The sequence below is a fragment of the Pseudomonas sp. B611 genome (genome assembly GCF_055407965.1).
On record NZ_JBUZST010000026.1, the window covers coordinates 32789 to 57126 of the forward strand.

The window sequence follows — 24338 nt, forward strand, 5'->3', positions numbered from 1 at the left end:
CAATCCATTGATAAATAAAGGCTTTCTCTTGATTTGTTGACTACCTCCAAGGAGGTAGACGGGGCCAGCATAGCCCCATACCCACCCGGCCCACGTTGATCTGGGTCAAGTTCTGCGGGGGTGTCGCCCCTAACCTGCGCTCATGGAATCACTTTCTGGAGCGCATACCGTGACTCAACCCCGTATGAGACAGGGCCTGGTGCTGGGCATGAGCACCCTGGCCTTCACCGTCTGCTTTATGGTGTGGATGATGTTCGCCGTGCTCGGCGTGCCGATCAAAGACCTGTTGCAACTCAACGAAACCCAGTTCGGCCTGCTGGCCGCCACGCCGGTGCTGACCGGTTCCCTGGTGCGTCTGCCCCTGGGCCTGCTGACGGATCGCTTCGGCGGACGCATCGTGTTTTTCCTGCTGATGCTGGTCTGCGTACTGCCGCTGTACCTGATTACCTACGCCACCGCCTATTGGCAGTTCCTCGTGCTCGGCCTGTTTGTCGGGCTGGCGGGCGGCTCGTTTTCGGTGGGCATCGCCTACGTCGCCAAATGGTTCGACAAGGACAACCAGGGCTTCGCCATGGGCGTGTTCGGTGCCGGCAATGCCGGGGCGGCGGTGACCAAGTTTCTCGCCCCGGCGCTGATTGCCCTCGGCACCTGGCACCTGGTGCCCAAGGTGTTCAGCGCGATCCTGTTTATCACCGCGCTGCTGTTCTGGTTTCTCACCAGCGAAAACAAGGCGCACCGCAGTGCCGGCGGCGCCAGCCTGCGTGAGCAGTTGCGGTGCCTGAAAGACCCGGCCGTGTGGCGCTACTGCCAGTACTACTCGATTGTGTTCGGCGGCTACGTGGCGCTGGCCTTGTGGGTAACCAAGTACTACGTGCAGGAATACGGCTTCAGCCTGCAAAGCGCCGCGCTGCTGGCCGCGTGTTTCTCCCTGCCCGGCGGTGTGCTGCGCGCGGTGGGCGGTTGGATGTCTGACCGCTGGGGCGCGCAAAGCGTGACCTGGTGGGTGCTGTGGGTGAGCTGGATCTGCCTGTTCCTGCTCAGCTATCCGCAGACCCAACTGCAAGTGATGACCGTCAACGGTCCCCTGGATTTTCACATCGGCCTCAACCCCACGCTGTTCACCGTGCTGCTGTTTGTGATGGGCATCGCCTTCGCGTTCGGCAAGGCCTCGGTCTTCAAATACATCGCCAATGACTACCCGCACAACATGGGCGCGGTGTCCGGCATCGTCGGCCTGGCCGGTGGCCTGGGCGGCTTTGTCCTGCCGATTATGTTCGGCGCCCTGGTGGACCTCACCGGCGTGCGCTCTTCCTGCTTCATGTTGATGTACGGCGTGGTCTGGGTATCCCTGACCTGGATGTACCTCAGCGAAATCCGCAAACAGCCGTTGCTCGGCACACGAGCCGGCAGAGGAGAATGATCATGTCTATCGCGCAAAAGCCCGAATCGGGCCCGGTGATCCACGACTGGCGTCCCGAAGACCCGGCGTTCTGGGGCGCCAGCGGCAAGAAGACCGCGACCCGCAACCTGTGGATCTCGATCCCCGCGCTGTTGCTGGCCTTTGCCGTGTGGATGGTCTGGAGCACAGTCATCGTGCGCCTCAACGCCATCGGCTTCAGCTTTACCACTGACCAACTGTTCTGGCTGGCCGCCTTGCCGGGCCTGTCGGGTGCGACGTTGCGGGTGTTCTATTCGTTCATGGTGCCGATCTTCGGCGGGCGTCGCTGGACGGCTCTGAGCACCGCCTCCTTGCTGCTGCCGTCGCTGTGGATGGGCTTCGCGGTGCAAGACCCGAGCACCCCGTACAGCGTGTTTGTGCTGATCGCCTTGCTCTGCGGTTTTGGCGGCGGCAACTTCGCCTCCAGCATGTCCAATATCAGCTTTTTCTACCCCAAGTCCCATCAGGGCACCGCCCTCGGCTTGAACGCCGGCCTCGGCAACCTGGGGGTGTCGGTGATGCAGTTCTGCGTGCCGCTGGTGATCACCTTTGCTGCGTTCGGCGCGCTGGGTGGCCAGCCGCAGACCCTGGCGGATGGCAGCCAGTTGTGGTTGCAGAACGCCGGATTCATCTGGGCGCCGTTCATCCTCATCGTCACCTTGGCGGCGTGGTTCGGCATGAATGACCTGTCCAGCGCCCGCGCCTCGTTCAGCGACCAGGCGGTGATCTTCAAGCGCAAGCACAACTGGCTGATGTGCTGGTTGTACCTGGCCACCTTTGGCTCGTTCATCGGCTTCTCGGCGGCCTTCCCGTTGCTGATCAAGACCTCGTTTCCCGAAGTGGTCGCGCTGAAGTTCGCCTTCCTTGGCCCGCTGGTGGGCGCCCTGGTACGCCCGTTGGGCGGCTGGCTGGCGGACAAGCTGGGCGGCGCACGGGTGACCCTGTGGAACTTCGTATTGATGATCGTGATGGTGTTCGGTGTGCTGCACTTTTTGCCGCAGCAGGGCGAGGCGGGCAACTTCTACGGCTTCCTGGGCCTGTTCATGCTGCTGTTCATCACCACTGGCATCGGCAACGGCTCCACCTTCCGCATGATCCCGGTGATCTTCCGCACCGTTCACGAAAAAGCCAGCGCCGGCCAACCGGCCGCCGTGCGTGAACAAGCCTTGAAGGACGCCGGCAAGGAATCCGCCGCCGTGCTGGGCTTCAGCTCGGCCATGGGCGCGTTCGGCGCGTTCTTCATCCCCAAGACCTTCGGCACCTCCATGGCCGCCACCGGTAGCCCGGCCATGGCCTTCTACCTGTTTGTCGGTTTCTACCTGAGCTGCATCGTCGTGACCTGGTGGTGGTACGCCCGCAAAGGCTGCGCCACACCCTGCTGATCGACCACGAATTCGCGGGGCAACGCACCCCACGGCACGCCTGATGAGGAAAGCATCATGAGTCACTTACTGGATCAACTGCGGTTCTTCAACCGCAAGCAAGACGAGTTCTCCGACGGCCACGGCGAGACCCGCAAGGAGTCGCGTGACTGGGAAAACGTCTACCGTTCGCGCTGGCAGTACGACAAGATCGTGCGCTCCACCCACGGGGTGAACTGCACCGGTTCCTGCTCGTGGAAGATCTACGTGAAGAACGGCCTGATCACCTGGGAAACCCAGCAGACCGACTACCCGCGCACCCGCAACGACCTGCCCAACCACGAGCCCCGTGGCTGCCCGCGCGGTGCGAGCTACAGCTGGTACATCTACAGCGCCAACCGCCTCAAGTACCCGAAGATCCGCAAGCCGCTGCTCAAGCTGTGGCGTGAAGCGCGCCTGACCCTGGCACCGGTGGAAGCCTGGGCGAGCATTGTCGAGGACAAGGCCAAGGCCGAGTCGTACAAGAGCAAGCGTGGCATGGGCGGGTTCATCCGTTCCAACTGGGAGGAGGTGAACGAGATCATCGCCGCCTCCAACGTCTACACCATCAAGCAATACGGGCCGGACCGCATTGTCGGCTTCTCGCCGATCCCGGCCATGTCCATGGTCAGCTACGCCGCCGGTTCCCGTTACCTGTCGCTGCTGGGCGGGGTGTGCCTGAGTTTCTACGATTGGTACTGCGACCTGCCACCGGCGTCGCCGATGGTGTGGGGCGAGCAGACCGACGTGCCGGAATCGGCCGACTGGTACAACTCCAACTACATCATTGCCTGGGGCTCCAACGTCCCGCAGACCCGTACCCCCGACGCACACTTCTTTACCGAGGTGCGCTACAAGGGCACCAAGACCGTGGCCATCACTCCCGACTATTCGGAAGTGGCCAAGCTCACCGACCTGTGGCTCAACCCCAAGCAGGGCACCGACGCCGCGTTGGCCCAGGCCTTCAACCATGTGATATTCAAGGAATTTCACCTGGACCACCCGAGTTCGTATTTCACTGACTACGCCAAGCGTTATACCGACTTGCCGGTACTGGTGATGCTCAAGCCCGTGACCGGTTTTGCCCCGGGCGCAGGCTTCCAGCCCGACCGCTTCCTGCGCGCCTCGGACCTGATCGACAACCTCGGCCAGGACAACAACCCGGAATGGAAAACCATCGCCCTCGACGAAAGCGGCACGCTGGTCTCGCCACAGGGCGCCATCGGCTATCGCTGGGGCGAGAAGGGCAAGTGGAACATCCTCGCCAAAGAGGGCGGTGAAGGCCGCGCCATCGACCTGAAGCTCAGCCTGATCGGCGACGACGTTGCCGAAGTGGCCTTCCCGTATTTTGCCGGTGAAGCCCACGAACACTTCCAGCACGTGGCCGGTGAAGCCGTTCAGTTCCGCCGCGTGCCGGTGCACAGCGTGGTGCTGGCCGATGGCAGTGTGGCCAAGGTCGCCACGGTGTTCGACCTGTCGGCGGCCAACCTGGCCATCGACCGTGGCCTGGGCGGCAGCAATGTGGCCAGGGACTACGACGACGCCAGCGTGCCGGGCACCCCGGCGTGGCAGGAAGCGATCACCGGCGTCAGCCGCGAGAAGGCGATCCAGATTGCCCGCGAGTTCGCCGACAACGCCGACAAGACCCGTGGCCGCTCGATGATCATCGTCGGCGCAGCGATGAACCACTGGTACCACATGGACATGAACTACCGTGGCCTGATCAACATGCTCATGCTCTGCGGTTGTGTCGGCCAGACCGGCGGTGGCTGGGCTCACTACGTCGGCCAGGAAAAACTGCGCCCGCAATGTGGCTGGCTGCCCCTGGCCTTTGGCCTGGACTGGAACCGCCCACCACGCCAGATGAACGGCACCAGCTTCTTCTACGGCCACAGCTCCCAGTGGCGCCACGAAAAAATGAACATGCACGACGTGCTCTCGCCCCTGGCAGACAAGTCCCAGTTCCCCACCCACGCCCTGGACTACAACATCCGCGCCGAACGCGCCGGCTGGCTGCCCAGCGCGCCGCAACTGAACCGCAACCCGCTGCATATCTGCCGGGAAGCGGCCGCCGCGGGCATGGAGCCGAAAGACTACGTGGTCAAGTCCTGGCAGGACGGCTCCTTGCGTTTTGCCTGCGAACAGCCGGACAGCCCGGTGAACTTCCCGCGCAACATGTTTATCTGGCGCTCCAACCTGCTTGGCTCGTCGGGCAAGGGCCACGAGTACATGCTCAAGTACCTGCTGGGCACCAAGAACGGCGTGATGAACGAAGACATCGGCTTTGGCGGCGAGAGCAAGCCCACCGAAGCCGAGTGGGTCGACGACGGCGCCATCGGCAAGCTCGACCTGGTGACCACCCTGGACTTCCGCATGTCGTCCACCTGCGTGTATTCCGACATCGTCTTGCCGACCGCCACCTGGTACGAAAAAGACGACATGAACACCTCGGACATGCACCCGTTTATCCACCCGTTGTCAGCCGCCATTGACCCGGCGTGGGAGTCGCGCTCCGACTGGGAAATCTACAAGGGCATCGCCAAGGCCTTTTCCGCCATGGCGGTCGGGCACCTCGGTGTGGAGAAGGACCTGGTCACCGTGCCGCTGATGCATGACAGCGTCGGCGAACTGGCCCAGCCTTTTGGCGGCACCGACTGGAAAAGCGCCGGCGTGGCGCCGGTACCCGGCAAGAACGCGCCGAACATGGCAGTGGTGGAACGCGACTACCCGAATATCTACAAGCAATTCAGCTCCCTCGGCCCGTTGCTGGAAAAACTCGGCAACGGCGGCAAGGGCATCAACTGGAACACCGAGGAAGAAGTCGAGTTTCTCGGCGAGCTGAACCATCACGAAGGGGATGCGGGCATCAGCCACGGCCGGCCGAAGATCGACACGGCCATCGATGCGGCTGAGGTGATCCTGTCCCTGGCCCCGGAAACCAACGGCAAGGTCGCCCTGAAAGCCTGGGCCGCGCTGTCGGAATTCACTGGCATCGACCACAGCCACCTGGCGATTTCCAAGGCCCACGAAGCCATCCGTTTCCGCGATATCCAGGCGCAACCGCGCAAGATCATTTCCAGCCCCACCTGGTCGGGCCTCGAAGACGAGCACGTGAGCTACAACGCCGGCTACACCAACGTCCATGAAAACATCCCATGGCGCACCATCACCGGCCGCCAGCAGTTCTACCAGGACCACCCGTGGATGCAGGCCTTCGGCGAGCAGCTGATGAGCTATCGGCCGCCGGTCAACACCCGCACCATCGAAGGCGTCAAGGGCAAGCGCAGCAATGGCGAGCCGGAGATCGTGCTGAACTGGATCACCCCGCACCAGAAGTGGGGCATCCACAGCACCTACAGCGACAACCTGCTGATGCTCACCCTCAGCCGTGGCGGGCCGATTGTGTGGCTCTCGGAAATCGACGCCAAGCGCGCCGGCATCGAGGACAACGACTGGATCGAATGCTTCAACGTCAACGGCGCGCTGACCGCCCGCGCGGTGGTCAGCCAGCGCGTCAAGGAAGGCATGGTGATGATGTACCACGCCCAGGAACGCATCGTGAACGTGCCCGGTTCGGAAACCACCAAGACCCGTGGCGGCCACCACAACTCGGTGACCCGCGTGGTGCTCAAGCCGACCCACATGATCGGCGGCTATGCCCAGCAGGCCTACGGTTTCAACTATTACGGCACGGTCGGCTGCAACCGCGACGAGTTTGTCGTGGTGCGCAAGATGGCCAAGGTCGACTGGCTCGATGGCTCCCACGGCGATGACCTGCCACGCCCATTGCCGACTGATCTCGAGGAGAACTGAGATGAAGATCCGCTCACAAATCGGCATGGTCCTCAACCTGGACAAATGCATCGGCTGCCACACCTGCTCGATCACCTGCAAAAACGTGTGGACCAGCCGCGAAGGCATGGAATACGCCTGGTTCAACAACGTCGAATCGAAACCTGGCATCGGCTACCCCAAGGAGTGGGAGAACCAGGACAAGTGGAAGGGCGGCTGGGTGCGCAATGCCAACGGCAGCATCAACCCGCGCATCGGCGGCAAGTTCCGCGTGCTCGCCAACCTGTTTGCCAACCCGGACCTGCCGGGCCTGGACGACTACTACGAGCCGTTCGACTTCGACTACCAGCACCTGCACACCGCGCCGTTGGGCGAGCACCAACCCACCGCCCGCCCGCGTTCGGTGGTGTCGGGCAAGCGCATGCAGAAAATCGAGTGGGGCCCCAACTGGGAAGAAATCCTCGGCACCGAGTTTGCCAAGCGGCGCAAGGACAAGAACTTTGACCAGATCCAGGCCGACATCTACGGCGAGTACGAAAACACCTTCATGATGTACCTGCCGCGCCTGTGCGAGCACTGCCTCAACCCGGCGTGCGCGGCGTCGTGCCCCAGCGGCGCGATCTACAAGCGCGAAGAAGACGGCATCGTGCTGATCGACCAGGAAAAATGCCGTGGCTGGCGCATGTGCATCAGCGGCTGCCCGTACAAGAAAATCTACTTCAACTGGAAGAGCGGCAAATCCGAGAAGTGCATCTTCTGCTACCCGCGCATCGAAGCCGGCATGCCTACCGTGTGCGCTGAAACCTGCGTCGGGCGCATCCGCTACCTTGGCGTGTTGCTCTACGACGCCGACCGCATCAGCGAAGTGGCGAGCACCGCCAGCGAGCAGGACCTGTATGAGAAGCAGCTGGAGATCTTCCTCGACCCCAACGACCCGGCGGTGATCCGCCAGGCCCTGGCCGATGGCGTGCCGCAGTCGGTGATCGACTCGGCGCAGCGTTCGCCGGTGTACAAAATGGCCGTGGACTGGAAGCTCGCCCTGCCATTGCACCCCGAGTACCGCACCTTGCCGATGGTCTGGTACGTGCCGCCACTCTCGCCAATCCAGAACGCCGCCGCTGCCGGCACCGTGGGCATGAACGGCGTGATCCCGGATGTGGACAGCCTGCGCATCCCCCTGCGTTACCTGGCCAACATGCTCACGGCGGGCGATGAAAAGCCGGTCAAGCGTGCCCTGAAACGCCTGTTGGCCATGCGTGCGTTCAAGCGTTCCCAGCAAGTGGACGGCGTGCAAGACCTGCAAGTGCTCGAAGACGTCGGCCTGAGCGTGCCCCAGGTGGAAGAGATGTACCGCTACCTGGCCATCGCCAATTACGAGGACCGTTTTGTCGTGCCCAGCGCCCACCGCGAAGACGCCATGAGCGACGCGTTCGCCGAGCGTTCCGGTTGCGGCTTCAGCTTTGGCAGCGGCTGCAGTGGCAGCTCCGACACCAATATGTTCGGCGCGAAGAAGGCCAACCGCCGCGACGTGTTGAAAACCGTACAGATCTGGGAGGACTGAGCCATGCGCATTCTTAAAGTGATTTCGCTGCTGCTGGACTACCCCACCGAACGCCTGGTGAACGGCCGCGATGAGTTGGAGCAGGCGATTATCGAATCGCGGGAAATCAGCCCCAAGCAACGTGGCGCGCTGTTCGAATTGCTCGAACTGATCTGCGCCAACGACCTGATGGACGGCCAGGAACACTACGGCGCGCTGTTTGGCCGTGGGCGTTCGTTGTCGCTGCTGTTGTTTGAGCACGTGCACGGTGAATCCCGCGACCGTGGCCAGGCCATGGTGGACATGATGGCCCAGTACGAGGCGGCCGGGTTTGCCATCGGCGTCAAGGAGCTGCCGGACTACATCCCGCTGTACCTGGAGTTCTTGTCCACCCGCGAAGACATCGAGGCTCGCGAGGGCCTGGCGGATGTGGCGCACTTGCTGGCCTTGCTCGGCGCGCGTCTGGAAGAACGCGAGAGCGCCTACGCCAGTTGCTTCCGCGCACTGTTGCAGATCGCCGGCGCCGAGCCGCACCAGGCGGTGGCCGAGGTGCGTGCGCAGGTGGCCGCCGAGCCGCGTGACGACTCCCTCGAAGCCCTCGATAAGGTCTGGGAAGAAGAGGCGGTGGACTTTATGCAGGCCGAGCAACAAGACCGTTGCAGTGCGATGCCGAGTGCACCGGGCAAGGCCCGCGAAGAAAGCGCCGTGCCGTTGCACTGGGTGGATTTTCAGCAGCAAGGGCCGGCCGCCGTGCCGGCTGGGGAGGTGGGTAATGTCTAAGTGGAATTTGCTGGTATTCGGGGTTTATCCCTACGTCGCCCTGGCGATCTGCCTGTTGGGCAGTTGGGCACGGTTCGACCTGGCGCAGTACACCTGGAAGGCCGGTTCCAGCCAGATGCTCAACAACCGTGGCATGCGTGTGGCGAGCAACTTGTTCCATATCGGCGTGCTGTTTGTATTGGCCGGGCATTTTGTCGGCCTGCTCACGCCGGCGTCGGTGTACCACCATGTGATCAGCACCGAGAACAAGCAGTTGCTGGCGATGGTCTCCGGTGGCTTTTTCGGCCTGCTGTGCCTGGTGGGCCTGTTGATGCTGGTCAAGCGCCGCCTCAGCGATCCACGGGTGCGGGCGACGTCGAGTGCGTCGGACATCCTGATCCTGCTGGTGCTGCTCGCGCAGTTGCTGCTGGGCTTGCTGACCATCGTCGCGTCCACCGGCCATATGGACGGCTCGGTGATGGTGATGCTCGCCGACTGGGCGCAGAACGTGGTGTTGCTGCGGCCAGTGGAAGCGGCGGCAGCGATTGCGCCGGTGTCGCTGATCTACAAGGCCCATGTGGCGCTGGGCCTGACCTTGTTTGTGCTGTTCCCGTTTACCCGCTTGGTGCACGTGGTCAGCGCGCCGATCTGGTACCTGGGGCGGCGTTATCAAATCGTGCGGCAGAAGTCGTGAGGAGACGGTCATGACAACAGGATGCGGATGTGGCGGAGGTTGCGGGTCGTCGGTGCCAGCGCCGGAAGTCGAGGTGGTGGAAGTGGCAGAGGCGGCGCCTGCATTGATCGCCAGCAGTGAACAGGAATGGCCCATCGTCAGCGTCAACGGCGTGCTGATCACGCCGGAGGCGATGGCCCTGGAGTTGCAATATCACCCGGCGGAAAGCCGCGAGTCGGCGGTGTACCTGGCCGCCCGCGCGCTGGTGATCCGCGAGCTGTTGCAGCAGCGCATCGGCGCACTCGGCCTGGCGGTGGACATCGCCCCCGGCGAGAACGAAGAAGAAGCGGCCACTCGCTTGCTGCTGGAACGTGAAATCAGCGTGCCGCAGTGCGACGAGGCGACGTGCCTGCACTACTTCGACAGCAATCGCGGGCGCTTCCACAGCGCGCCGTTGCTGGCGGTGCGGCACATCCTCCTCGAATGCGCGCCGGACGACGCCGAGGCGCGGCAGATGGCCCATGTGCAGGCGGAAATCCTCCTGCTGAGCCTGGCGCAAACCCCCGGCAGCTTTGCCGAGTTGGCCCTCAAGTACTCGGCCTGCCCCTCCAAGGCCCAGGGTGGTTCGCTGGGCCAGATCAGCAAGGGCCAAACGGTGCCGGAGCTGGAGCGCCAACTGTTCACCCTGGCGCCGGGGCTGGCTGACAAACCCCTGGAAAGCCGCTACGGCTGGCACGTGATCAGCATCGACCAGCGCGTCGAAGGCCAGCCGTTGCCTTATGAGGCGGTGGCCGGCGCGATCCGCACCCAGTTGCAGCAAGGCGTATGGCAGAAGGCACTGGTGCAATACCTGCACACCTTGATTGGCGCGGCAGACATCCGTGGCCTCGCCTTGCAGGGCGCCGACTCGCCGTTGGTGCAGTGACATGAGCCTGGTGGATGGGCTCGGCCGTTCGATTGACTACCTGCGCTTGTCGGTGACCGACCGCTGTGATTTTCGCTGTGTGTATTGCATGGCGAAAACCATGACCTTCCTGCCGCGCCAACAGGTGCTGAGCCTGGAAGAGTTGGAGCGCCTGGCCGCGCTGTTTGTGGGGCAGGGTGTGCGCAAGATCCGCCTCACCGGCGGCGAACCGCTGATCCGTCCGGGGATTGTCGGCTTGTGCCGCAACATTGCGGCATTGCCGGGCTTGCGTGAGTTGGTGATGACCAGCAATGGCTCGCAACTGGCGCGGTTGGCGCGGCCGTTGGTGGAGGCGGGGGTCAAACGCATGAATATCAGTCTCGACAGTCTTGATCCCGAGCGGTTTCGGGCGATCACTCGCAACGGTGATTTGCGCCAGGTGCTGGATGGGATCGATGCGGCCAGTGGGGCGGGGTTTGAGCGGGTCAAGCTCAACTGCGTGGTGATGAAGGGGCGCAATTTTGATGAAGTGCCGGGGTTGGTGCGTTTTGCGATTGAGCAGGGGATCGACATCAGTTTTATCGAGGAAATGCCTTTGGGGGATGTGGGGCGGTCGCGGGGGGAGACGTTTTGTGCCAGTGATGAAGTGCGTGCCGTGATCGCCCGGGAGTATGAGTTGCTCGACAGTGCTGAGACGAGTGGTGGGCCGGCGCGGTATGTGCGGTTGGTGCGGCATCCTCGCACGCGGATCGGGTTTATTTCGCCGAATTCGCATAATTTTTGTGGGAGTTGTAATCGGGTGCGGGTGACGGTGGAGGGGCGGCTTTTGCTGTGTCTGGGGCAGGAGGATTCGGTGGATTTGCGGGGGTTGCTCAGGGGGGCTCCGGTGGATGATGGGCCGGTGGTTGAAGCGTTGGTGGGTGCATTGAAGGGGAAGCCGTTGCGGCATGAGTTTACTGGGGCGGGGGAGGTTCAGGTGGTGCGGTTTATGAATGTTAGTGGGGGGTGATTGGTCTTGTGTACATATCCGTTTCTTCGGTAACGGCGGCTTATGGTTCCGCTCTTACAGCGGCTCACTTTTGGAAAGGCCCAAAAGTAAGCAAAAGGCCTTCGCCCCAACACTCGGCACCTCGCCTAGGCTCGGTGTGCCCTCTCTCCGGCTTGAATCCGTGGGCCGCCGCCACGCGCCATCCATGGCGCGGGGCGGCTAACCCGGCGTCCTGCCGGGTTACCCACGGATTCAAGCCTGCGTTCGGCCAGCGTGTTTGACGGGGCGACCCCAGATCAAAAGCCAGAGCGCGGCGGCCTTAGAGCCGACCGGTATTTTTCTTGGTGTTCACTCTTCAACTGTGGGAACCGGCAACTGTGGGAGCTGGCTTGCCTGCGATGCAGACAACTCGGTACATCAGGCACACCCAGTTGATGCCATCGCAGGCAAGCCAGCTCCCACAGGGAAACGCGAACGCTTCCTCGACCAGGTCGGCTACTAGGCCGCCTCGCTTTGTTTTTGATTTTGATCTTAGGCGCCCCGTTAAACACGCTGGCCGGAATTCGGCGTGGATTTGGGGGGTAAACCGGCAGGGATGCCGGTTTAGCCGCCCCGCGCCATGGATGGCGCGTGGCGGCGGCCCCCCAAATACATGTCGGATTACGGGCATGCCGAGCCTAGGCGAGGCACCGAGTGTTGGGGCGAAGGCCTTTTGCTTACTTTTGGGCCTTTCCAAAAGTGAGCCGCTGTAAGAGCGGAACCATAGGTGGCCGTTACCTAAGAAATGGATATTCACACGATCTAAAAAAACTTGACCCCGATCAATGCCCCCCCAACCCAACCTCCATACCATCACTGCATCTTGTGTCTAATCAGAAAAAAACATCTATATGTAGTGCTAGGAGCCCCAAATGCAAACCGCTTTCACCCCGCTGGCCAGCACCCACCTCCACAAGCGCGACGGCACCCTGGCCCCCTTCGACGCCGAAAAAATCCGCCAAGCCCTGATCGCCGCCGGCAACGCCACCACCGAATACCAACCCACCGAAGCCGACCTCTTACTGGGCGCAGTACTGGCACGCCTAAGAGGCATCGAACACCTGGACGTCGAACAAATCCAGGACAGCGTCGAACGCGTATTGATGGACGCTGGCCACTTCCGCTCAATGCGCGCCTACATCGTCTACCGCGAACAACACGGCCGCCTGCGCCGCGACCGCAAGACCCTGGTGGAAGTCGCCACCTCCATGAACGAATACCTCGACCGCGAAGACTGGCGCGTCCAGGCCAACGCCAACCAGGGCTACTCCCTCGGCGGCCTGGTGCTCAACGTGTCAGGCAAAGTCACCGCCAATTACTGGCTCGACGAGGTCTACAGCGAACAGATCGGCCGCGCCCACCGTGAGGCCGACCTGCATATCCACGACCTCGACATGCTCGCCGGCTACTGCGCCGGTTGGTCGCTGCGCTCGTTGCTGCACGAAGGCCTCAACGGCGTACCAGGGCGGGTCGAGGCGGGGCCGCCCAAGCACTTGAGCAGCGCGTTGGGGCAGATGGTCAACTTCCTCGGCACCCTGCAAAACGAATGGGCCGGGGCGCAGGCGTTCAGTTCGTTCGACACCTACCTGGCGCCCTATGTGCGCAAGGATCAGCTGAGCTACCCCGAAGTGCGCCAGGCGGTGCAGGAGTTCATCTACAACCTCAACGTGCCGTCGCGCTGGGGCACCCAGACGCCGTTCACCAACCTGACGTTCGACTGGGTGTGCCCCGAGGATCTGCGTGAGCAAGTCCCGGTGATCGGCGGTGAAGAAATGCCGTTTGCCTATGGCGAGCTGCAAGACGAAATGGAGCTGATCAACCGCGCCTACATCGAAGTGATGCAGGCCGGGGACGCCAAGGGCCGGGTGTTCACCTTCCCGATCCCGACCTACAACATCACCCATGATTTCCCCTGGGACAGCGCCAACGCCGATCGCCTGTTCGAGATGACGGCGCGTTATGGCTTGCCGTATTTCCAGAACTTCCTCAATTCCGATATGCAGCCCAACCAGGTGCGCTCGATGTGCTGTCGCCTGCAACTGGACGTGCGCGAGTTGCTCAAACGCGGCGGTGGTTTGTTTGGTTCGGCGGAGCAGACCGGCAGCCTGGGCGTGGTGACGATCAACTGCGCGCGCCTGGGTTATCTGTTCAAGGGCGATACCTCGGGCCTGCTGCAACGCCTCGACCAGTTGATGCAACTGGCCATGGAAAGCCTGGAGGTCAAGCGCAAGGTGATCCAGCACCATATGGATGCCGGCCTCTACCCGTATACCAAGCGCTACCTGGGCACGCTGCGCAATCACTTCTCCACCATCGGCCTCAATGGCATGCACGAGATGCTGCGCAATTTCAGCGGTGACGAGCAGGGGATGCACACTGCCCAGGGCCGTGAGTTCGCCCTCAAGCTGCTTGACCATGTGCGCGCCACCTTGCTGCGTTTCCAGGAAGACACCGGCCACCTCTACAACCTCGAAGCGACGCCGGCGGAAGGCACCACTTACCGTTTCGCCAAGGAAGACCGCAAGCGTTACCCGCACATCCTGCAAGCCGGCAGCGACGTCGCGCCGTACTACACCAATTCTTCGCAATTGCCGGTGGGCTTTACCCAGGACCCGTTCGAGGCCCTGGAGCTGCAAGACGAACTGCAATGCAAGTACACCGGCGGCACCGTGCTGCACCTTTATATGGCCGAACAGATTTCTTCGACCCAGGCCTGCAAGCAATTGGTGCGCAAGGCGCTGGGACGTTTCCGCCTGCCGTACCTCACGATCACGCCGACGTTCTCGATCTGCCCGGTGCACGGCTATCTTGCGGGCGAACACGAGTTTTGTCCGAAGTGCGATGAGGTCTTGGCCGCGGCTCACTAAGTTTTTTCAACCCCAAGGAGATTCACCATGCAAGCAACCCAGCCACAACGTCAGCGCTGCGAAGTCTGGACCCGGGTGATGGGTTATCACCGGCCGGTGTCGGCGTTCAACCCCGGCAAGCAGTCCGAACACAAGGAGCGCGTGCACTTCACCGAAACCGCCGCCGTGGCCGTGCGCCAATGAGTCGAGCGCTACGGGTCGGGGGCCTGGTGCCCCTGACCACCCTCGACTACCCCGGCATGCTCGCCTGCGTGCTGTTCTGCCAGGGCTGTGCCTGGCGGTGTCGGTATTGCCATAACCCGGACCTGATCCCGCCGCGCGCAAGCACGGAGATGGATTGGCGCCGGGTATTGCTGTTTCTGCAGCGCCGCCAGGACTTGCTCGATGCGGTGGTGTTCAGCGGCGGCGAGCCGACCTTGCAGGAAGGCTTGCCGGCGGCCATGGACGAAGTACGTGCGATGGGTTTTCGCATCGGCCTGCACAGCGCCGGGATCAAGCCGGCAGGGTTTGCCAATGCCTTGCGCCATGCCGACTGGGTCGGGTTTGACGTCAAGGCGCTGGCCGAGGATTGCCCGTCGGTCACTCAGGTCAAGGGCAGCGGCACCGCCAATTGGCGCAGCCTCGACACCCTGCTGGCCAGCGGCGTGGACTACGAATGCCGCACCACCGTGCATTGGCACTTGATCGATCCACCACGTTTGTTGCTGCTGGCCCAGCGTTTGCAGGCCTTGGGTGTGCAGCGCTTTGCCGTACAGATGGTGCGCACGGCGAGCATGCTCGATCCGCACTTGGCGACTTCACCGGCGCAGGCCCGGTTGCCGGAGTTGTGGGGCCGCCTGCACGAGTTGTTTCCCGCTTTTGTATTGCGAGGGTGATGAGCCCTCTGTTGGTTTTTAAGATGCTGCCCATGGTGGGCAGGTTTTCATCAAGGAATGTTAAGAATGACGCAGTTAACCACGGCACAACGCATTGTCATCGGCTTCGCGATTGCGCCGCTGGCCCTGGTGGGCTTGGTGTTTTACGCCTTGCACGACCTGGCAACCCTCAAGCAGCAATCCGAGCAGATCGTGCAGCAGGATTGGCCGCGCATCGCCCCCATCATGGTGATCGCCACCGGCGTGCGTGATAACGGGCGCAATACCCGCGACCTGCTGATCAACCAGGACAATCAGCAGGCCCAGGAAGCCATCGGCACCACGCGCCAGCACATCACCGAGGCCTTCGCCACCCTTGAACCGCTGCTCGACAGTGCCGAAGGCAAGGCCGCCTACGCCACGTTGAAAAGCCATCGCGAAACCTACGTGGCGGCGTTTACCCAGGTGCAGGCACTGATCAAGCAAGGTGCCCGTGAACAGGGCCTGGCCCAGCTCAAGCAACAGGTGATGCCGGCCGAAGCGCAGGTGTTCAAGAGCCTGGACGCGCTGATGGCGATGCAAGGGCGGTTGTTCAGCGAGCGTGAACAGGCGGCGCAGAGCCTGTATGACGACGCGCGGCGCAATATGATCGGGCTGTTCCTGCTGTGCCTGGCCCTGGTGGTCACGGCCGCGGTGATCGTTACCCGCAGCGTGACCCGGCCGTTGGGCGGCGAACCGGATGAGGTGGCGCGCGTATTGAGCCACATCGCCGAGGGCGACCTGACCATCGACGTGCCGCTGGGCAACAGTGCCGACGGCAGCGTGATGCGCAACCTGCACCATATGCAGCAGAACCTTAATCAGATGGTGCGCCACATCGCGGCTTCGGTGGACGGCGTGGCCAGCTCTTCCGAAGAACTCAGCGCGGTCAGTAGCCAGACCAGCGGTAGCTTGCAGTCCCAGGGCCAGGAGATCGAACAGGCGGCTACGGCGGTCAACGAAATGACCGCCGCCGTGGACGAAGTCGCGCGCAATGCGGTGAGCACCAGCGAGGCTTCGCGCCTGTCGGAACAGACGGCCCAGCGCGGGCGTGCCCAGGTCCAGGAAACCGTGGCGTCGATCAACACCCTGGCCACCGGCGTGGTGGAAACCTCGGAGCGTATCCAGCAACTGGCCGGGCGCGTGCAAGACATCAGCGGCGTGCTCGAAGTGATCCGCAGCATTGCCGACCAGACCAACCTGCTGGCCCTCAACGCCGCCATCGAGGCGGCCCGGGCGGGCGATGCCGGGCGCGGGTTTGCGGTGGTGGCTGATGAGGTGCGCGCGCTGGCCCATCGCACCCAAGCCTCGACCGAGGAAATCGAGCAGATGATCGGCAATATCCGCCAAGACACCGAACACGCGGTGTCGGCGATGCACAGCAGCAGCGAGCGCGTGCAGGCGACCCTCGGCGTGGCGCAACGCTCGGGCGAGGCCCTGGAGGAAATCACCCGCTCGATTTCGCAGATCAACGAACGCAACCTGATGATTGCCAGCGCCACCGAGGAGCAGGCGCTGGTGGCGCGGGAGGTGGATCGCAACCTGGTGGGGATTCGCAACTTGTCGCAGCAGGTGTTGCAGGGCGCGTTGCATACCGAAACGGCGGGGCATGACCTGGCGGGGATGGCGAGCGCGCTGCACCAGACGGTGGCGCGGTTCAAGGTCTAGAAGCGCTGGTTTATTTGGGAGGCTTGTGTGGGAGCTGGCTTGCCTGCGATAGCGGTAGTTCAGTCACTGTATGGGTGACTGATACACCGCCATCGCAGGCAAGCCAGCTCCCACATTTAGATTTTTATGTATCAGGTGCTTTGGGGCCGATCGGCTTGATGTCGGTCAAGGTCCGGCCTTGGTGATAAGGGTAAGTTGCAGTGATTGCTCGCCGCCAGGAAACCTCACCATGGCCAAGCCTTTCCCACTGCACCCCAAGCACCCCGAACGCATCTGCTGGGGGTGTGATCGCTACTGTGCCGCGACCGACCTGGCCTGCGGCAATGGCGCCGACCGCACCATGCACCCGGCGGAGATGCTCGGGGATGACTGGTACGAGCACGGAGATTGGGGACTTGCCCCAGAGCCGCCAGTGACCGATGAACCGTCAGTGCCCTGAGCGGGTTTTTTCCTTGTCGCAGAACTTTTAATGAACCCTCGCGGCCGATGCTTGACCTAACCCATACGACCTGGGAGGTGAAGCATGGAAATTCAATATATCTGGATCGGTTTGGCCGTGATTCTGCTGGTGTTGGAATTGTGGGCGATCAATACCGTATTGCGCAGCACGGGGGGCTGGGAGAGCAAGGGCTTGTGGCTGGTGATCCTGATCTTCGTGCCGTTGCTGGGCTTGATAGCCTGGGCAATGTTCGGACCCAAGCGCCAGATGCCGGAGCATCGCAAGGGCTGAGACAGGCATGAAAAAATACCGGCGCCTCTGAGGCGCCGGTTTTCATTCTGGAGTGATGACCTACTCGACTTCCACCCGCAACACTTCCAACCCCAACTGCTCATAGGCCTCCACACTGGGCACATGCCATTCGGTAATCAGTGTGTGAATGCGGCTGCATGGCGCCACCACAAAGGGTTCCACCGCGCCCAGTTTGTCCGCCATGGTCACCGCGATCACCTGGGAGGCGCTGTCGAGCAGGGCTTGCTTGACCGCCACTTCATCAAAATGCAGGGAGGTGATGCCGACCTGCGGGTGCAGCGCGCACACGCCGGTAAACAGCAGGTCGGCCTTCACGCTTTGAATCAGGCGCACGGCTTCGTGGCCGCTGGTGGACAAGGTCGCCGGGTTGAGCTGGCCGCCCGCGAGGATCACTTTCACCTCGGGATGGTCCGCCAGCGCGATGGCGATCATCGGCGACGGCGTGACCACGGTCAGGCGAATCGAGTGCGGCAGTGACTGGGCGATCTGCAAAGTGGTCGAGCCGGAATCGAACAGCACGATCTGGCCGTCTTCGACCCGGTCGGCGGCCAGTTGCGCGAGGTGGCGCTTGGCTTCGTTGGTCTCGCCCATGCGGGTGAAGAAGTCCTTGCCGGTGTCCTTGGGCCGGGGCAGGGCGCCGCCATGTACCCGTTGCAACAGCCCTGCGGCGGCGAGTTCGCCGAGGTCGCGGCGGATGGTGTCCGCGGACACCGCAAAGTGCTCCACCAAGTCGGCGGCGGTGACTTTGCCGTCGCGCTCCAGCAGTAACAAAATCTTCTGTTTGCGCAACGAAGGCAGGTCGATGGCGGCGTGGGTGTCATGCATGTTTGTGCGCCTTTATGCGGTTTTGTGCGAGATTAGTCGCCCGCCGATGTAAACGCAATGGCTGGTTGCGCCGCCGATGGGCGGTTACTCTCTGTGCTCAGCCTAGGGAGAGGTCACTCAGATGTCGTTGATCACCACCATCGAAGATTTACGCAAGCTTGCGCAAAAACGTGTGCCCAGGATGTTCTACGACTACGCCGATTCCGGCTCCTGGACTGAAAGCACGTACCGGGCAAATGAAAGCGATTTTGCCCGCATCAAATTCCGCCAGCGCGTGGCGCGCAATATCGATGAACGTTCGATCCGTGCCACCATGATCGGCCAGGACATGGCGATGCCCGTGGCCCTCGCACCCACCGGTCTGGCCGGCATGCAGCATGCCGATGGCGAGATTCTCACCGCCCGCGCTGCCGCCGCGTTTGGCCTGCGTTATACCTTGTCGACCATGAGCATCTGTTCGCTGGAAGACATCGCCGAACACGTCGGCCAGCCGTTCTGGTTCCAGTTGTATGTGATGCGCGACCGCAGCTTTATCGAGCAACTGATCGAGCGGGCCAAGGCCGCTGGCGTGGACGCATTGGTGTTGACCCTCGACCTGCAAATCCTCGGGCAACGCCACAAGGACCTGATCAACGGCCTGTCGGCGCCGCCCAAGCTGACCTTGCCGAATATCCTCAACATGGCCACCAAGCCGCGCTGGGTGATGGGCATGCTCGGCACAAAGCGTCGTGGTTTCGGCAATATCGTCGGGCATGTCAAAGGCGTGGCGGACATGAGTTCGCTGTCGTCGTGGACTGCCCAGCAATTCGACCCGCGCCTGAGCTGGGACGATGTGGAGTGGATCAAGAAGTGCTGGGGCGGCAAGCTGATCATCAAGGGCATCCTCGATGTGGAAGACGCGCGGCTGGCGGCGAATGCCGGTGCGGACGCGCTGGTGGTGAGCAATCACGGTGGCCGTCAACTGGACGGCGCGCCGTCGAGCATCAGCCAATTGCCGGCGATTGTCGAAGCGGTGGGGGAGCGCATCGAAGTGTGGCTCGACGGTGGTATCCGTTCCGGCCAGGACGTGCTCAAGGCGATGGCACTGGGGGCCAAAGGCACCATGATCGGGCGCCCGCACTTGTATGGTTTGGGCGCGATGGGCGAGGCGGGCGTGACCAAGGCCCTCGACATCATCGCCCGCGAACTGGACGTGTCGATGGCCCTGTGTGGCTATAACGATATACGCGATGTGAATCGCGAGATTTTGCTGCCGGGTACATTTCCCGAAAGCATTTACTGAGCAAAAAAATCGTAAAAAAGTAAAAAGAGTTGTCCACGAAAACCGTGGGTATCTCTGTGGATAACTTTGCAAGACCCCGGCAGGTATGGCGATTTAACCAAAGGTCAATATTTGATCAACTTTCCGCGCGGGCCAGTATGGCCAGGGTTTGCGCTTGACACGCAAGCGCGAACCCAGTGCCGAAAAGCGCTTTTACGAGTCGCCGTTGCGGCCTGTGGAGTGCGTCACCACCTGGGCCGGCATCTGCGCTTGCATCAGTTTGTCCAGCGCCTGGCCATAACTGCGACCGGCCAGGCTCATGCTGTTGTTATGGCTGGCGCCGGGCACCAGCAACAAACGCTTGGGTTCCTGGGCGGCTTTGAATAACTGCTCGCTGAAACGTGGCGGCACATAGCGATCATCGAGGCCATGCACCACCAGCAGCGGCATATGGATATCGGCGATCTTGTCGATGGAATCGAACTTCTGCGACAGCAACCAGCGCACCGGCAGCGAGGTATTCGCCACGGCGGTGGCCACATCCGCCAACGAGGTAAAGGTGGACTCGATCACCAACCCGCGCACCGGCAATGGCACCTGCTTGCCCAGCTCGGCCGCAAGGTCGATGGCCACTGCACCGCCGAGGGAATGCCCATAGATCAGGCGTTTGCTTGGGTCGGGTTGCAGGATCTGGAAGCGTTCCCAGGCGATGCGCGCATCTTCGTACACCGTGGTTTCCGACGGCAGCTCGCCGTGGCTCTGGCCGAAACCGCGATAGTCGATGGCCAGCACCGAGTAGCCCAGGGCGTGCAATTGCTCGATGCGAAACAGCTGCCCGGTGAGGTTCCAGCGCACGCCGTGGAGGTAGAGGATCGCGGGCGCGTCCTTCTTGGCTGCCGGGTACCACCAGGCATGGATGTTCTGCCCTGACTTGAAACTGGCGGGCTTGAGTTCGAACTCCTGCACGGCCTTGGGCAGGCCGGTGTACCAGCCGGCGGTGCCCGGCTCGATGCGAAACACTAGCTCGCGTTCTTTTTGTTGCAGCACGCTGCAACCCACCGGCAGGCCGACGATCAGCAGCGCCATGCACAACAAGGGCAACCAGCGCAGGCGCAGGCGCGACAGAAAACGTGAAGACATGAAGGTTCCAGGGCAAAGGTGAAGCAGGGGTTTTAACAGATGGCCCGTACAGGCAGGAATTAATTCGACAGTCGTAAACGGGGATTGCTTGCAAAGTGTTACAGCATTGAACAATGCGTGCAGGGATTGTTAGGGTGGTCGGCCAAACAGGAGGGCAAGTACATGGATTTCACCGGCAAGACAGCCATCGTCACCGGCGGGGCACGCGGATTGGGGCTCAGCTATGCGCGGGCGTTGGCCCAGGGCGGGGCGCGAGTGGTCATCAGTGATATCGGCGCCGACACGGTGGGGGCCGGCAACGATGGGACGGTGGCCCAGGCCGCTGCCGCCGCACTGCAGGCCGAAGGCCTGAACGTGATCGGCCACAGTGGCGACCTGGCCACGGATGACGGTTGCCGGCAACTGATCCACGCGACGATCGAAGCGTTCGGCCAACTCGACATCCTGATTCACAACGCGGGCTGGGTGGGTTACCAACGCATCGAAGACCTCGACGCCGCGTTCCTGCAACGCGCCATGGACATCAACCTCTACGCCCCGCTGTGGCTATGCAAGCACGCCTGGCCACACCTGCTGCAATCCAGCGCGCCGCGCATCATCCTCACCACCTCCGACCGCGCCATGTACGCGCAGTACGAGCAGACCGGCCTGGTGGCCTATAGCGCCGGCAAGATGGCGCAACTGGGGATCATGAATGCGCTGGGCCATGAAGGCGCGCAAGCGGGGATTCGGGTCAACGCGATCTCACCGGTGGCCAAGACACGCATGTGGGGCGTGACCGAGGCGCCGGACGAACTCAAACCCGAGTGGGTGACGCCGGGGGTGGTGTTCCTGGCGTCGGCGCAGTGCGAGGACACGGGTTATATCCTGCGCGCCAGCAACGGCCAATTCACCGCCACGCGCTTCACCGAAAACCCCGGCGTGGACTACCCGCGCAACCTGGCTCGGATCAAAGCGGGCACTGCGCAAGAAGTCGCAGCCGCCTGGGATAGCATCAAACAAGCGCTTCCCCTTACGTGAGAAAACCAACCATGAACCAAAGCCCCGTTCGCATCACCGCCGAAGAAACCCTCTCGGACAACTGGTACCTGCTGAAAAAATACAGCTTCGACCTGCGCCGCCGCGACGGCAGTTGGCAAGCCCAGACCCGCGAGGTGTACGACCGTGGCAATGGTGCGACGATCCTGCTGTACAACCGCGAGCAGCGCACCGTGTTGCTGATCCGTCAGTTCCGCATGCCCACCTTCGTCAACGACTACCCCGGCTACCTGATTGAAACCGCCGCCGGATTGCTCGACAACGCCAGCCCCGAAGAACGCATTCGCCTGGAAGCGGAAGAAGAGACGGGCTATCGCGTGGGGCATGTGGAGAAGGTGTATGCCGCGTTCATGAGCCCGGGGTCGGTGACGGAGCGGATTCACTTCTTTTTGGGCGAGTACCAGCCGGGGGATCGAGTGGGGTCGGGCGGAGGGTTGGAAGAGGAGGGTGAGGATATCGAGGTGCTGGAGCTGGGGTTTGAGCAGGCGCTGGGGATGGTGCAGAGCGGGGAGATTGTGGATGGGAAGACGATTATGTTGTTGCAGTGTTTGGAGCTAAGGGTGTTGAAGGAGGGGTGGTGAGGCGGATGGTTTTGCTGGTTTTGAATCGGTGATTTTTTGCCCCACGGATTGCGCTTTGTGGTGAGCTCAAGCTGTGGGGCGGTGTTGTGGGTGGCGGCTGTAGCTTTTATAGAAAGGCCACATCAATTCGTTCTACCGTTAATTTTATAAGTGAGTCGTTAAGATCTGGATGGTCATGGTGGATCCCGTCAATCGTCAATAACGTAAATGTGTTGAAGGTGTTGTTGTTTAATGTTCCGTAGAGAACATAAGCAAAGCTATTATCTATTCGTTCGATCAGAGTGCTGGTTGAACTGATTTTTTGGGTCTCGTAATGTTCAGATAAATATAAAGTCAGTTCAACGGCATAAGTCATCCCTACTTTGATTTCGTACGGGAAGTAGCTGGCGAAGCACGTGACTAACGTTCCGTCAATGAGCAGCGTGACCTCTTCGTCTACGAGTTCATCGATTGCTACCACCGTTGCTTTCTTGATTGTGCTTAGTATGGGGTCTAATGGTTTTATCATTGGAGTCGCCATTTATTGTTCTCCAGAAATCTCTTCCGCTTTTAGTGTGAAGGGTCGTAATTTGACCGTTCTGGTTGGTTCCGGCAAAAGCAAATTTCGCTTCGCCTGATCTATTTGAACCTAAGAGTAAAACATACCCTGTTGTGGGGCGGCCTTTGTAAGCGTAGTGGACTGGAATCCCGTTATCCACTACGTGTCGTGCGGTGAGTAGATACTCGTGGCTACTCCCTGACTTGAATTCTGCACCGTGCTTCTCGTAATGAGCGATGAGTTTTTCATCAGATGCAAACTCAGTTGCTCGCCGCGAGGTTATTGGCGTGTGCGGTTCGTCTGGGTCAACCTTGGATTTTTCTGTAGGCTCCCCAATTTCATCATCCGGTCTACATCCGTTCCCTCCCGGACAATTGGTTAGTCCTAACGGATCCACCCACCCCGTAGGATTGGGCACATACCGATACCCATTGATCCCCCCCGCCAATTTCACCGGGTCCGGCGTCAGGTAGCGACCAATATCCGGATTGTAGTAGCGATGCCGGTTGTAGTGCAGACCGCTTTCCGTGTCGAAGTATTGGCCTTGGAAACGCAGTGGGTTGTCGATTGTTCCGACGTCGAGGCGGGTGATTTCGCCGTAGGCGCGGTAGTGGGCGGACCAGGCGATTTCGCCGTCGGGGGTTGTCAGTTCCTGGGGTGTGCCGAGGTGGTCCAGTTGGTAGTGATAGGGCTGGGTGGCTTTTGGGCCGAAGCCTTCCAGCAGGGCCAGTGGGCGGAAACTGTTGGGTTCGTAGAGGTAACTTCGATGGCGCTCCGCATGGTGTTCGGCGATCAGCTTGTCGCCTTGCCAGAAGAACTCCGTCGTCAGGCCGTCAATGTTTTTGCTGATGCGCCGACCAAACGGGTCGTAGCGGTAGCTGGCGGTTTGTCCGGTGGGGGTGGTGACGCCGACCAACCGGTGCTGGCAGTCGTAGCGGTATTCGGTGACGAGTTGATGGCCTTTGCCGCGGCGCTCGCGGATCAGGTTGCCGAACGCGTCATAGTCGTAGTGCCGATCCCCCTGGATCATTAGCCGATTGCCCGCGACGATGTCCGGGCCGGGGCGGTTTTGCATCAATAGATTGCCGGCAGGGTCGTGGGCGAAACGTTCCTGGTGATCCTGGGAATGGTCGGCGCGGATCAGGCGATTTAGTGGGTCGTAGCTGTAGTGATGTTCACCTTTGCGCGTGTCGAGGATGCGGGTCAGGGTGCCGGTTTTGTCGTAGTCGTATTGGCGGCGGTA

Annotated in this window: 19 protein-coding genes and 1 pseudogene; 16 read left to right on the forward strand and 4 right to left on the reverse strand. The window is 61.7% G+C overall.

What is annotated here, in order from left to right:
- The first annotated feature begins 169 nt into the window (after nucleotides 1–169).
- From ACZRMO_RS28535 to ACZRMO_RS28595, 13 genes and pseudogenes are all read left to right on the forward strand, one after another.
- Nucleotides 170–1420, forward strand: a complete 1251-nt coding sequence (locus ACZRMO_RS28535) for an MFS transporter (protein ID WP_463975052.1) — start codon at nucleotides 170–172, stop codon at nucleotides 1418–1420.
- 2 nt (nucleotides 1421–1422) lie between these two features.
- Complete coding sequence (locus ACZRMO_RS28540) at nucleotides 1423–2820, forward strand: NarK family nitrate/nitrite MFS transporter (RefSeq protein ID WP_463975053.1); 1398 nt, start codon at nucleotides 1423–1425, stop codon at nucleotides 2818–2820.
- Nucleotides 2821–2877: 57 nt separating this feature from the next.
- Nucleotides 2878–6651 (forward strand): nitrate reductase subunit alpha, encoded by a 3774-nt coding sequence (locus ACZRMO_RS28545; RefSeq protein ID WP_463975054.1) that lies wholly within the window; start codon nucleotides 2878–2880, stop codon nucleotides 6649–6651.
- A gap of 1 nt (nucleotide 6652) precedes the next feature.
- Nucleotides 6653–8191: a nitrate reductase subunit beta gene (gene narH, locus ACZRMO_RS28550; RefSeq protein WP_017735786.1), complete on the forward strand. Its 1539-nt coding sequence runs from the start codon at nucleotides 6653–6655 to the stop codon at nucleotides 8189–8191.
- 3 nt (nucleotides 8192–8194) lie between these two features.
- On the forward strand, nucleotides 8195–8950 hold the full coding sequence (gene narJ, locus ACZRMO_RS28555; protein ID WP_017735787.1) for a nitrate reductase molybdenum cofactor assembly chaperone: 756 nt from the start codon (nucleotides 8195–8197) through the stop codon (nucleotides 8948–8950).
- Nucleotides 8943–9623: a respiratory nitrate reductase subunit gamma gene (gene narI / locus ACZRMO_RS28560; RefSeq protein WP_017735788.1), complete on the forward strand. Its 681-nt coding sequence runs from the start codon at nucleotides 8943–8945 to the stop codon at nucleotides 9621–9623. Before narJ ends, narI begins: the two co-directional genes overlap by 8 nt.
- Before the next feature lie 10 nt (nucleotides 9624–9633).
- Nucleotides 9634–10527, forward strand: a complete 894-nt coding sequence (locus tag ACZRMO_RS28565; protein WP_463975055.1) for a peptidylprolyl isomerase — start codon at nucleotides 9634–9636, stop codon at nucleotides 10525–10527.
- Nucleotide 10528: 1 nt separating this feature from the next.
- Nucleotides 10529–11515 (forward strand): GTP 3',8-cyclase MoaA, encoded by a 987-nt coding sequence (gene moaA / locus ACZRMO_RS28570; protein ID WP_463975056.1) that lies wholly within the window; start codon nucleotides 10529–10531, stop codon nucleotides 11513–11515.
- Between the two features lie 890 nt (nucleotides 11516–12405).
- Nucleotides 12406–14580, forward strand: a pseudogene (locus ACZRMO_RS28575) (ribonucleoside triphosphate reductase); the annotation flags it as partial.
- Nucleotides 14580–15275 (forward strand): anaerobic ribonucleoside-triphosphate reductase activating protein, encoded by a 696-nt coding sequence (locus tag ACZRMO_RS28580; protein WP_463975057.1) that lies wholly within the window; start codon nucleotides 14580–14582, stop codon nucleotides 15273–15275. The pseudogene ACZRMO_RS28575 and the gene ACZRMO_RS28580, both read left to right, overlap by 1 nt.
- A gap of 66 nt (nucleotides 15276–15341) precedes the next feature.
- Nucleotides 15342–16961: a methyl-accepting chemotaxis protein gene (locus ACZRMO_RS28585; RefSeq protein WP_463975058.1), complete on the forward strand. Its 1620-nt coding sequence runs from the start codon at nucleotides 15342–15344 to the stop codon at nucleotides 16959–16961.
- A 229-nt stretch (nucleotides 16962–17190) separates the two neighbouring features.
- Complete coding sequence (locus tag ACZRMO_RS28590; protein WP_463975059.1) at nucleotides 17191–17400, forward strand: DUF3079 domain-containing protein; 210 nt, start codon at nucleotides 17191–17193, stop codon at nucleotides 17398–17400.
- 84 nt (nucleotides 17401–17484) lie between these two features.
- Complete coding sequence (locus tag ACZRMO_RS28595; RefSeq protein WP_017737271.1) at nucleotides 17485–17691, forward strand: PLDc N-terminal domain-containing protein; 207 nt, start codon at nucleotides 17485–17487, stop codon at nucleotides 17689–17691.
- Nucleotides 17692–17751: 60 nt separating this feature from the next.
- Here the strand turns inward: ACZRMO_RS28595 and ACZRMO_RS28600 are convergent, their stop codons facing one another.
- Entirely contained in the window at nucleotides 17752–18537 is a 786-nt protein-coding gene (locus ACZRMO_RS28600; protein WP_463975060.1) for a DeoR/GlpR family DNA-binding transcription regulator, read from the reverse strand.
- Between the two features lie 121 nt (nucleotides 18538–18658).
- On the opposite strand from ACZRMO_RS28600, the gene ACZRMO_RS28605 reads away from it, so the two are divergent.
- Nucleotides 18659–19819 carry an alpha-hydroxy acid oxidase gene (locus ACZRMO_RS28605; RefSeq protein WP_463975061.1) on the forward strand — a complete coding sequence of 387 codons (1161 nt, stop codon included), beginning with the start codon at nucleotides 18659–18661 and terminating at the stop codon, nucleotides 19817–19819.
- Between the two features lie 192 nt (nucleotides 19820–20011).
- Here ACZRMO_RS28605 and ACZRMO_RS28610 read toward each other — a convergent pair whose 3' ends face one another.
- On the reverse strand, nucleotides 20012–20938 hold the full coding sequence (locus ACZRMO_RS28610; protein ID WP_463975062.1) for an alpha/beta hydrolase: 927 nt from the start codon (nucleotides 20936–20938) through the stop codon (nucleotides 20012–20014).
- 162 nt (nucleotides 20939–21100) lie between these two features.
- Here ACZRMO_RS28610 and ACZRMO_RS28615 point away from each other — a divergent pair, with 162 nt between their 5' ends.
- On the forward strand, nucleotides 21101–21958 hold the full coding sequence (locus tag ACZRMO_RS28615; protein WP_463975063.1) for an SDR family NAD(P)-dependent oxidoreductase: 858 nt from the start codon (nucleotides 21101–21103) through the stop codon (nucleotides 21956–21958).
- An 11-nt stretch (nucleotides 21959–21969) separates the two neighbouring features.
- Nucleotides 21970–22557, forward strand: coding sequence for an NUDIX domain-containing protein (locus ACZRMO_RS28620; RefSeq protein ID WP_463975064.1), 588 nt, complete (start codon nucleotides 21970–21972; stop codon nucleotides 22555–22557).
- A gap of 106 nt (nucleotides 22558–22663) precedes the next feature.
- Here the strand turns inward: ACZRMO_RS28620 and ACZRMO_RS28625 are convergent, their stop codons facing one another.
- Nucleotides 22664–23017 (reverse strand): hypothetical protein, encoded by a 354-nt coding sequence (locus tag ACZRMO_RS28625; protein WP_463975065.1) that lies wholly within the window; start codon nucleotides 23015–23017, stop codon nucleotides 22664–22666.
- Nucleotides 23001–24338, reverse strand: a 1338-nt coding sequence (locus ACZRMO_RS28630) for an RHS repeat domain-containing protein (RefSeq protein WP_463975066.1), incomplete at its 5' end; no start/stop codon positions are given. The genes ACZRMO_RS28630 and ACZRMO_RS28625, both read right to left, overlap by 17 nt.

What these genes read in the sequence shown, in the direction of transcription:
- ACZRMO_RS28615 (WP_463975063.1), top strand. Translation starts at nt 21,101, where the DNA reads ATGGATTTCACCGGCAAGACAGCCATCGTCACCGGCGGGGCACGCGGA.
- ACZRMO_RS28610 (WP_463975062.1), bottom strand. Translation starts at nt 20,938, where the DNA reads ATGTCTTCACGTTTTCTGTCGCGCCTGCGCCTGCGCTGGTTGCCCTTG.
- ACZRMO_RS28620 (WP_463975064.1), top strand. Translation starts at nt 21,970, where the DNA reads ATGAACCAAAGCCCCGTTCGCATCACCGCCGAAGAAACCCTCTCGGAC.
- ACZRMO_RS28590 (WP_463975059.1), top strand. Translation starts at nt 17,191, where the DNA reads ATGGCCAAGCCTTTCCCACTGCACCCCAAGCACCCCGAACGCATCTGC.
- ACZRMO_RS28595 (WP_017737271.1), top strand. Translation starts at nt 17,485, where the DNA reads ATGGAAATTCAATATATCTGGATCGGTTTGGCCGTGATTCTGCTGGTG.
- ACZRMO_RS28540 (WP_463975053.1), top strand. Translation starts at nt 1,423, where the DNA reads ATGTCTATCGCGCAAAAGCCCGAATCGGGCCCGGTGATCCACGACTGG.
- ACZRMO_RS28605 (WP_463975061.1), top strand. Translation starts at nt 18,659, where the DNA reads ATGTCGTTGATCACCACCATCGAAGATTTACGCAAGCTTGCGCAAAAA.
- narJ (WP_017735787.1), top strand. Translation starts at nt 8,195, where the DNA reads ATGCGCATTCTTAAAGTGATTTCGCTGCTGCTGGACTACCCCACCGAA.
- ACZRMO_RS28585 (WP_463975058.1), top strand. Translation starts at nt 15,342, where the DNA reads ATGACGCAGTTAACCACGGCACAACGCATTGTCATCGGCTTCGCGATT.
- ACZRMO_RS28580 (WP_463975057.1), top strand. Translation starts at nt 14,580, where the DNA reads ATGAGTCGAGCGCTACGGGTCGGGGGCCTGGTGCCCCTGACCACCCTC.
- ACZRMO_RS28565 (WP_463975055.1), top strand. Translation starts at nt 9,634, where the DNA reads ATGACAACAGGATGCGGATGTGGCGGAGGTTGCGGGTCGTCGGTGCCA.
- ACZRMO_RS28600 (WP_463975060.1), bottom strand. Translation starts at nt 18,537, where the DNA reads ATGCATGACACCCACGCCGCCATCGACCTGCCTTCGTTGCGCAAACAG.
- narI (WP_017735788.1), top strand. Translation starts at nt 8,943, where the DNA reads ATGTCTAAGTGGAATTTGCTGGTATTCGGGGTTTATCCCTACGTCGCC.
- narH (WP_017735786.1), top strand. Translation starts at nt 6,653, where the DNA reads ATGAAGATCCGCTCACAAATCGGCATGGTCCTCAACCTGGACAAATGC.
- ACZRMO_RS28545 (WP_463975054.1), top strand. Translation starts at nt 2,878, where the DNA reads ATGAGTCACTTACTGGATCAACTGCGGTTCTTCAACCGCAAGCAAGAC.
- moaA (WP_463975056.1), top strand. Translation starts at nt 10,529, where the DNA reads ATGAGCCTGGTGGATGGGCTCGGCCGTTCGATTGACTACCTGCGCTTG.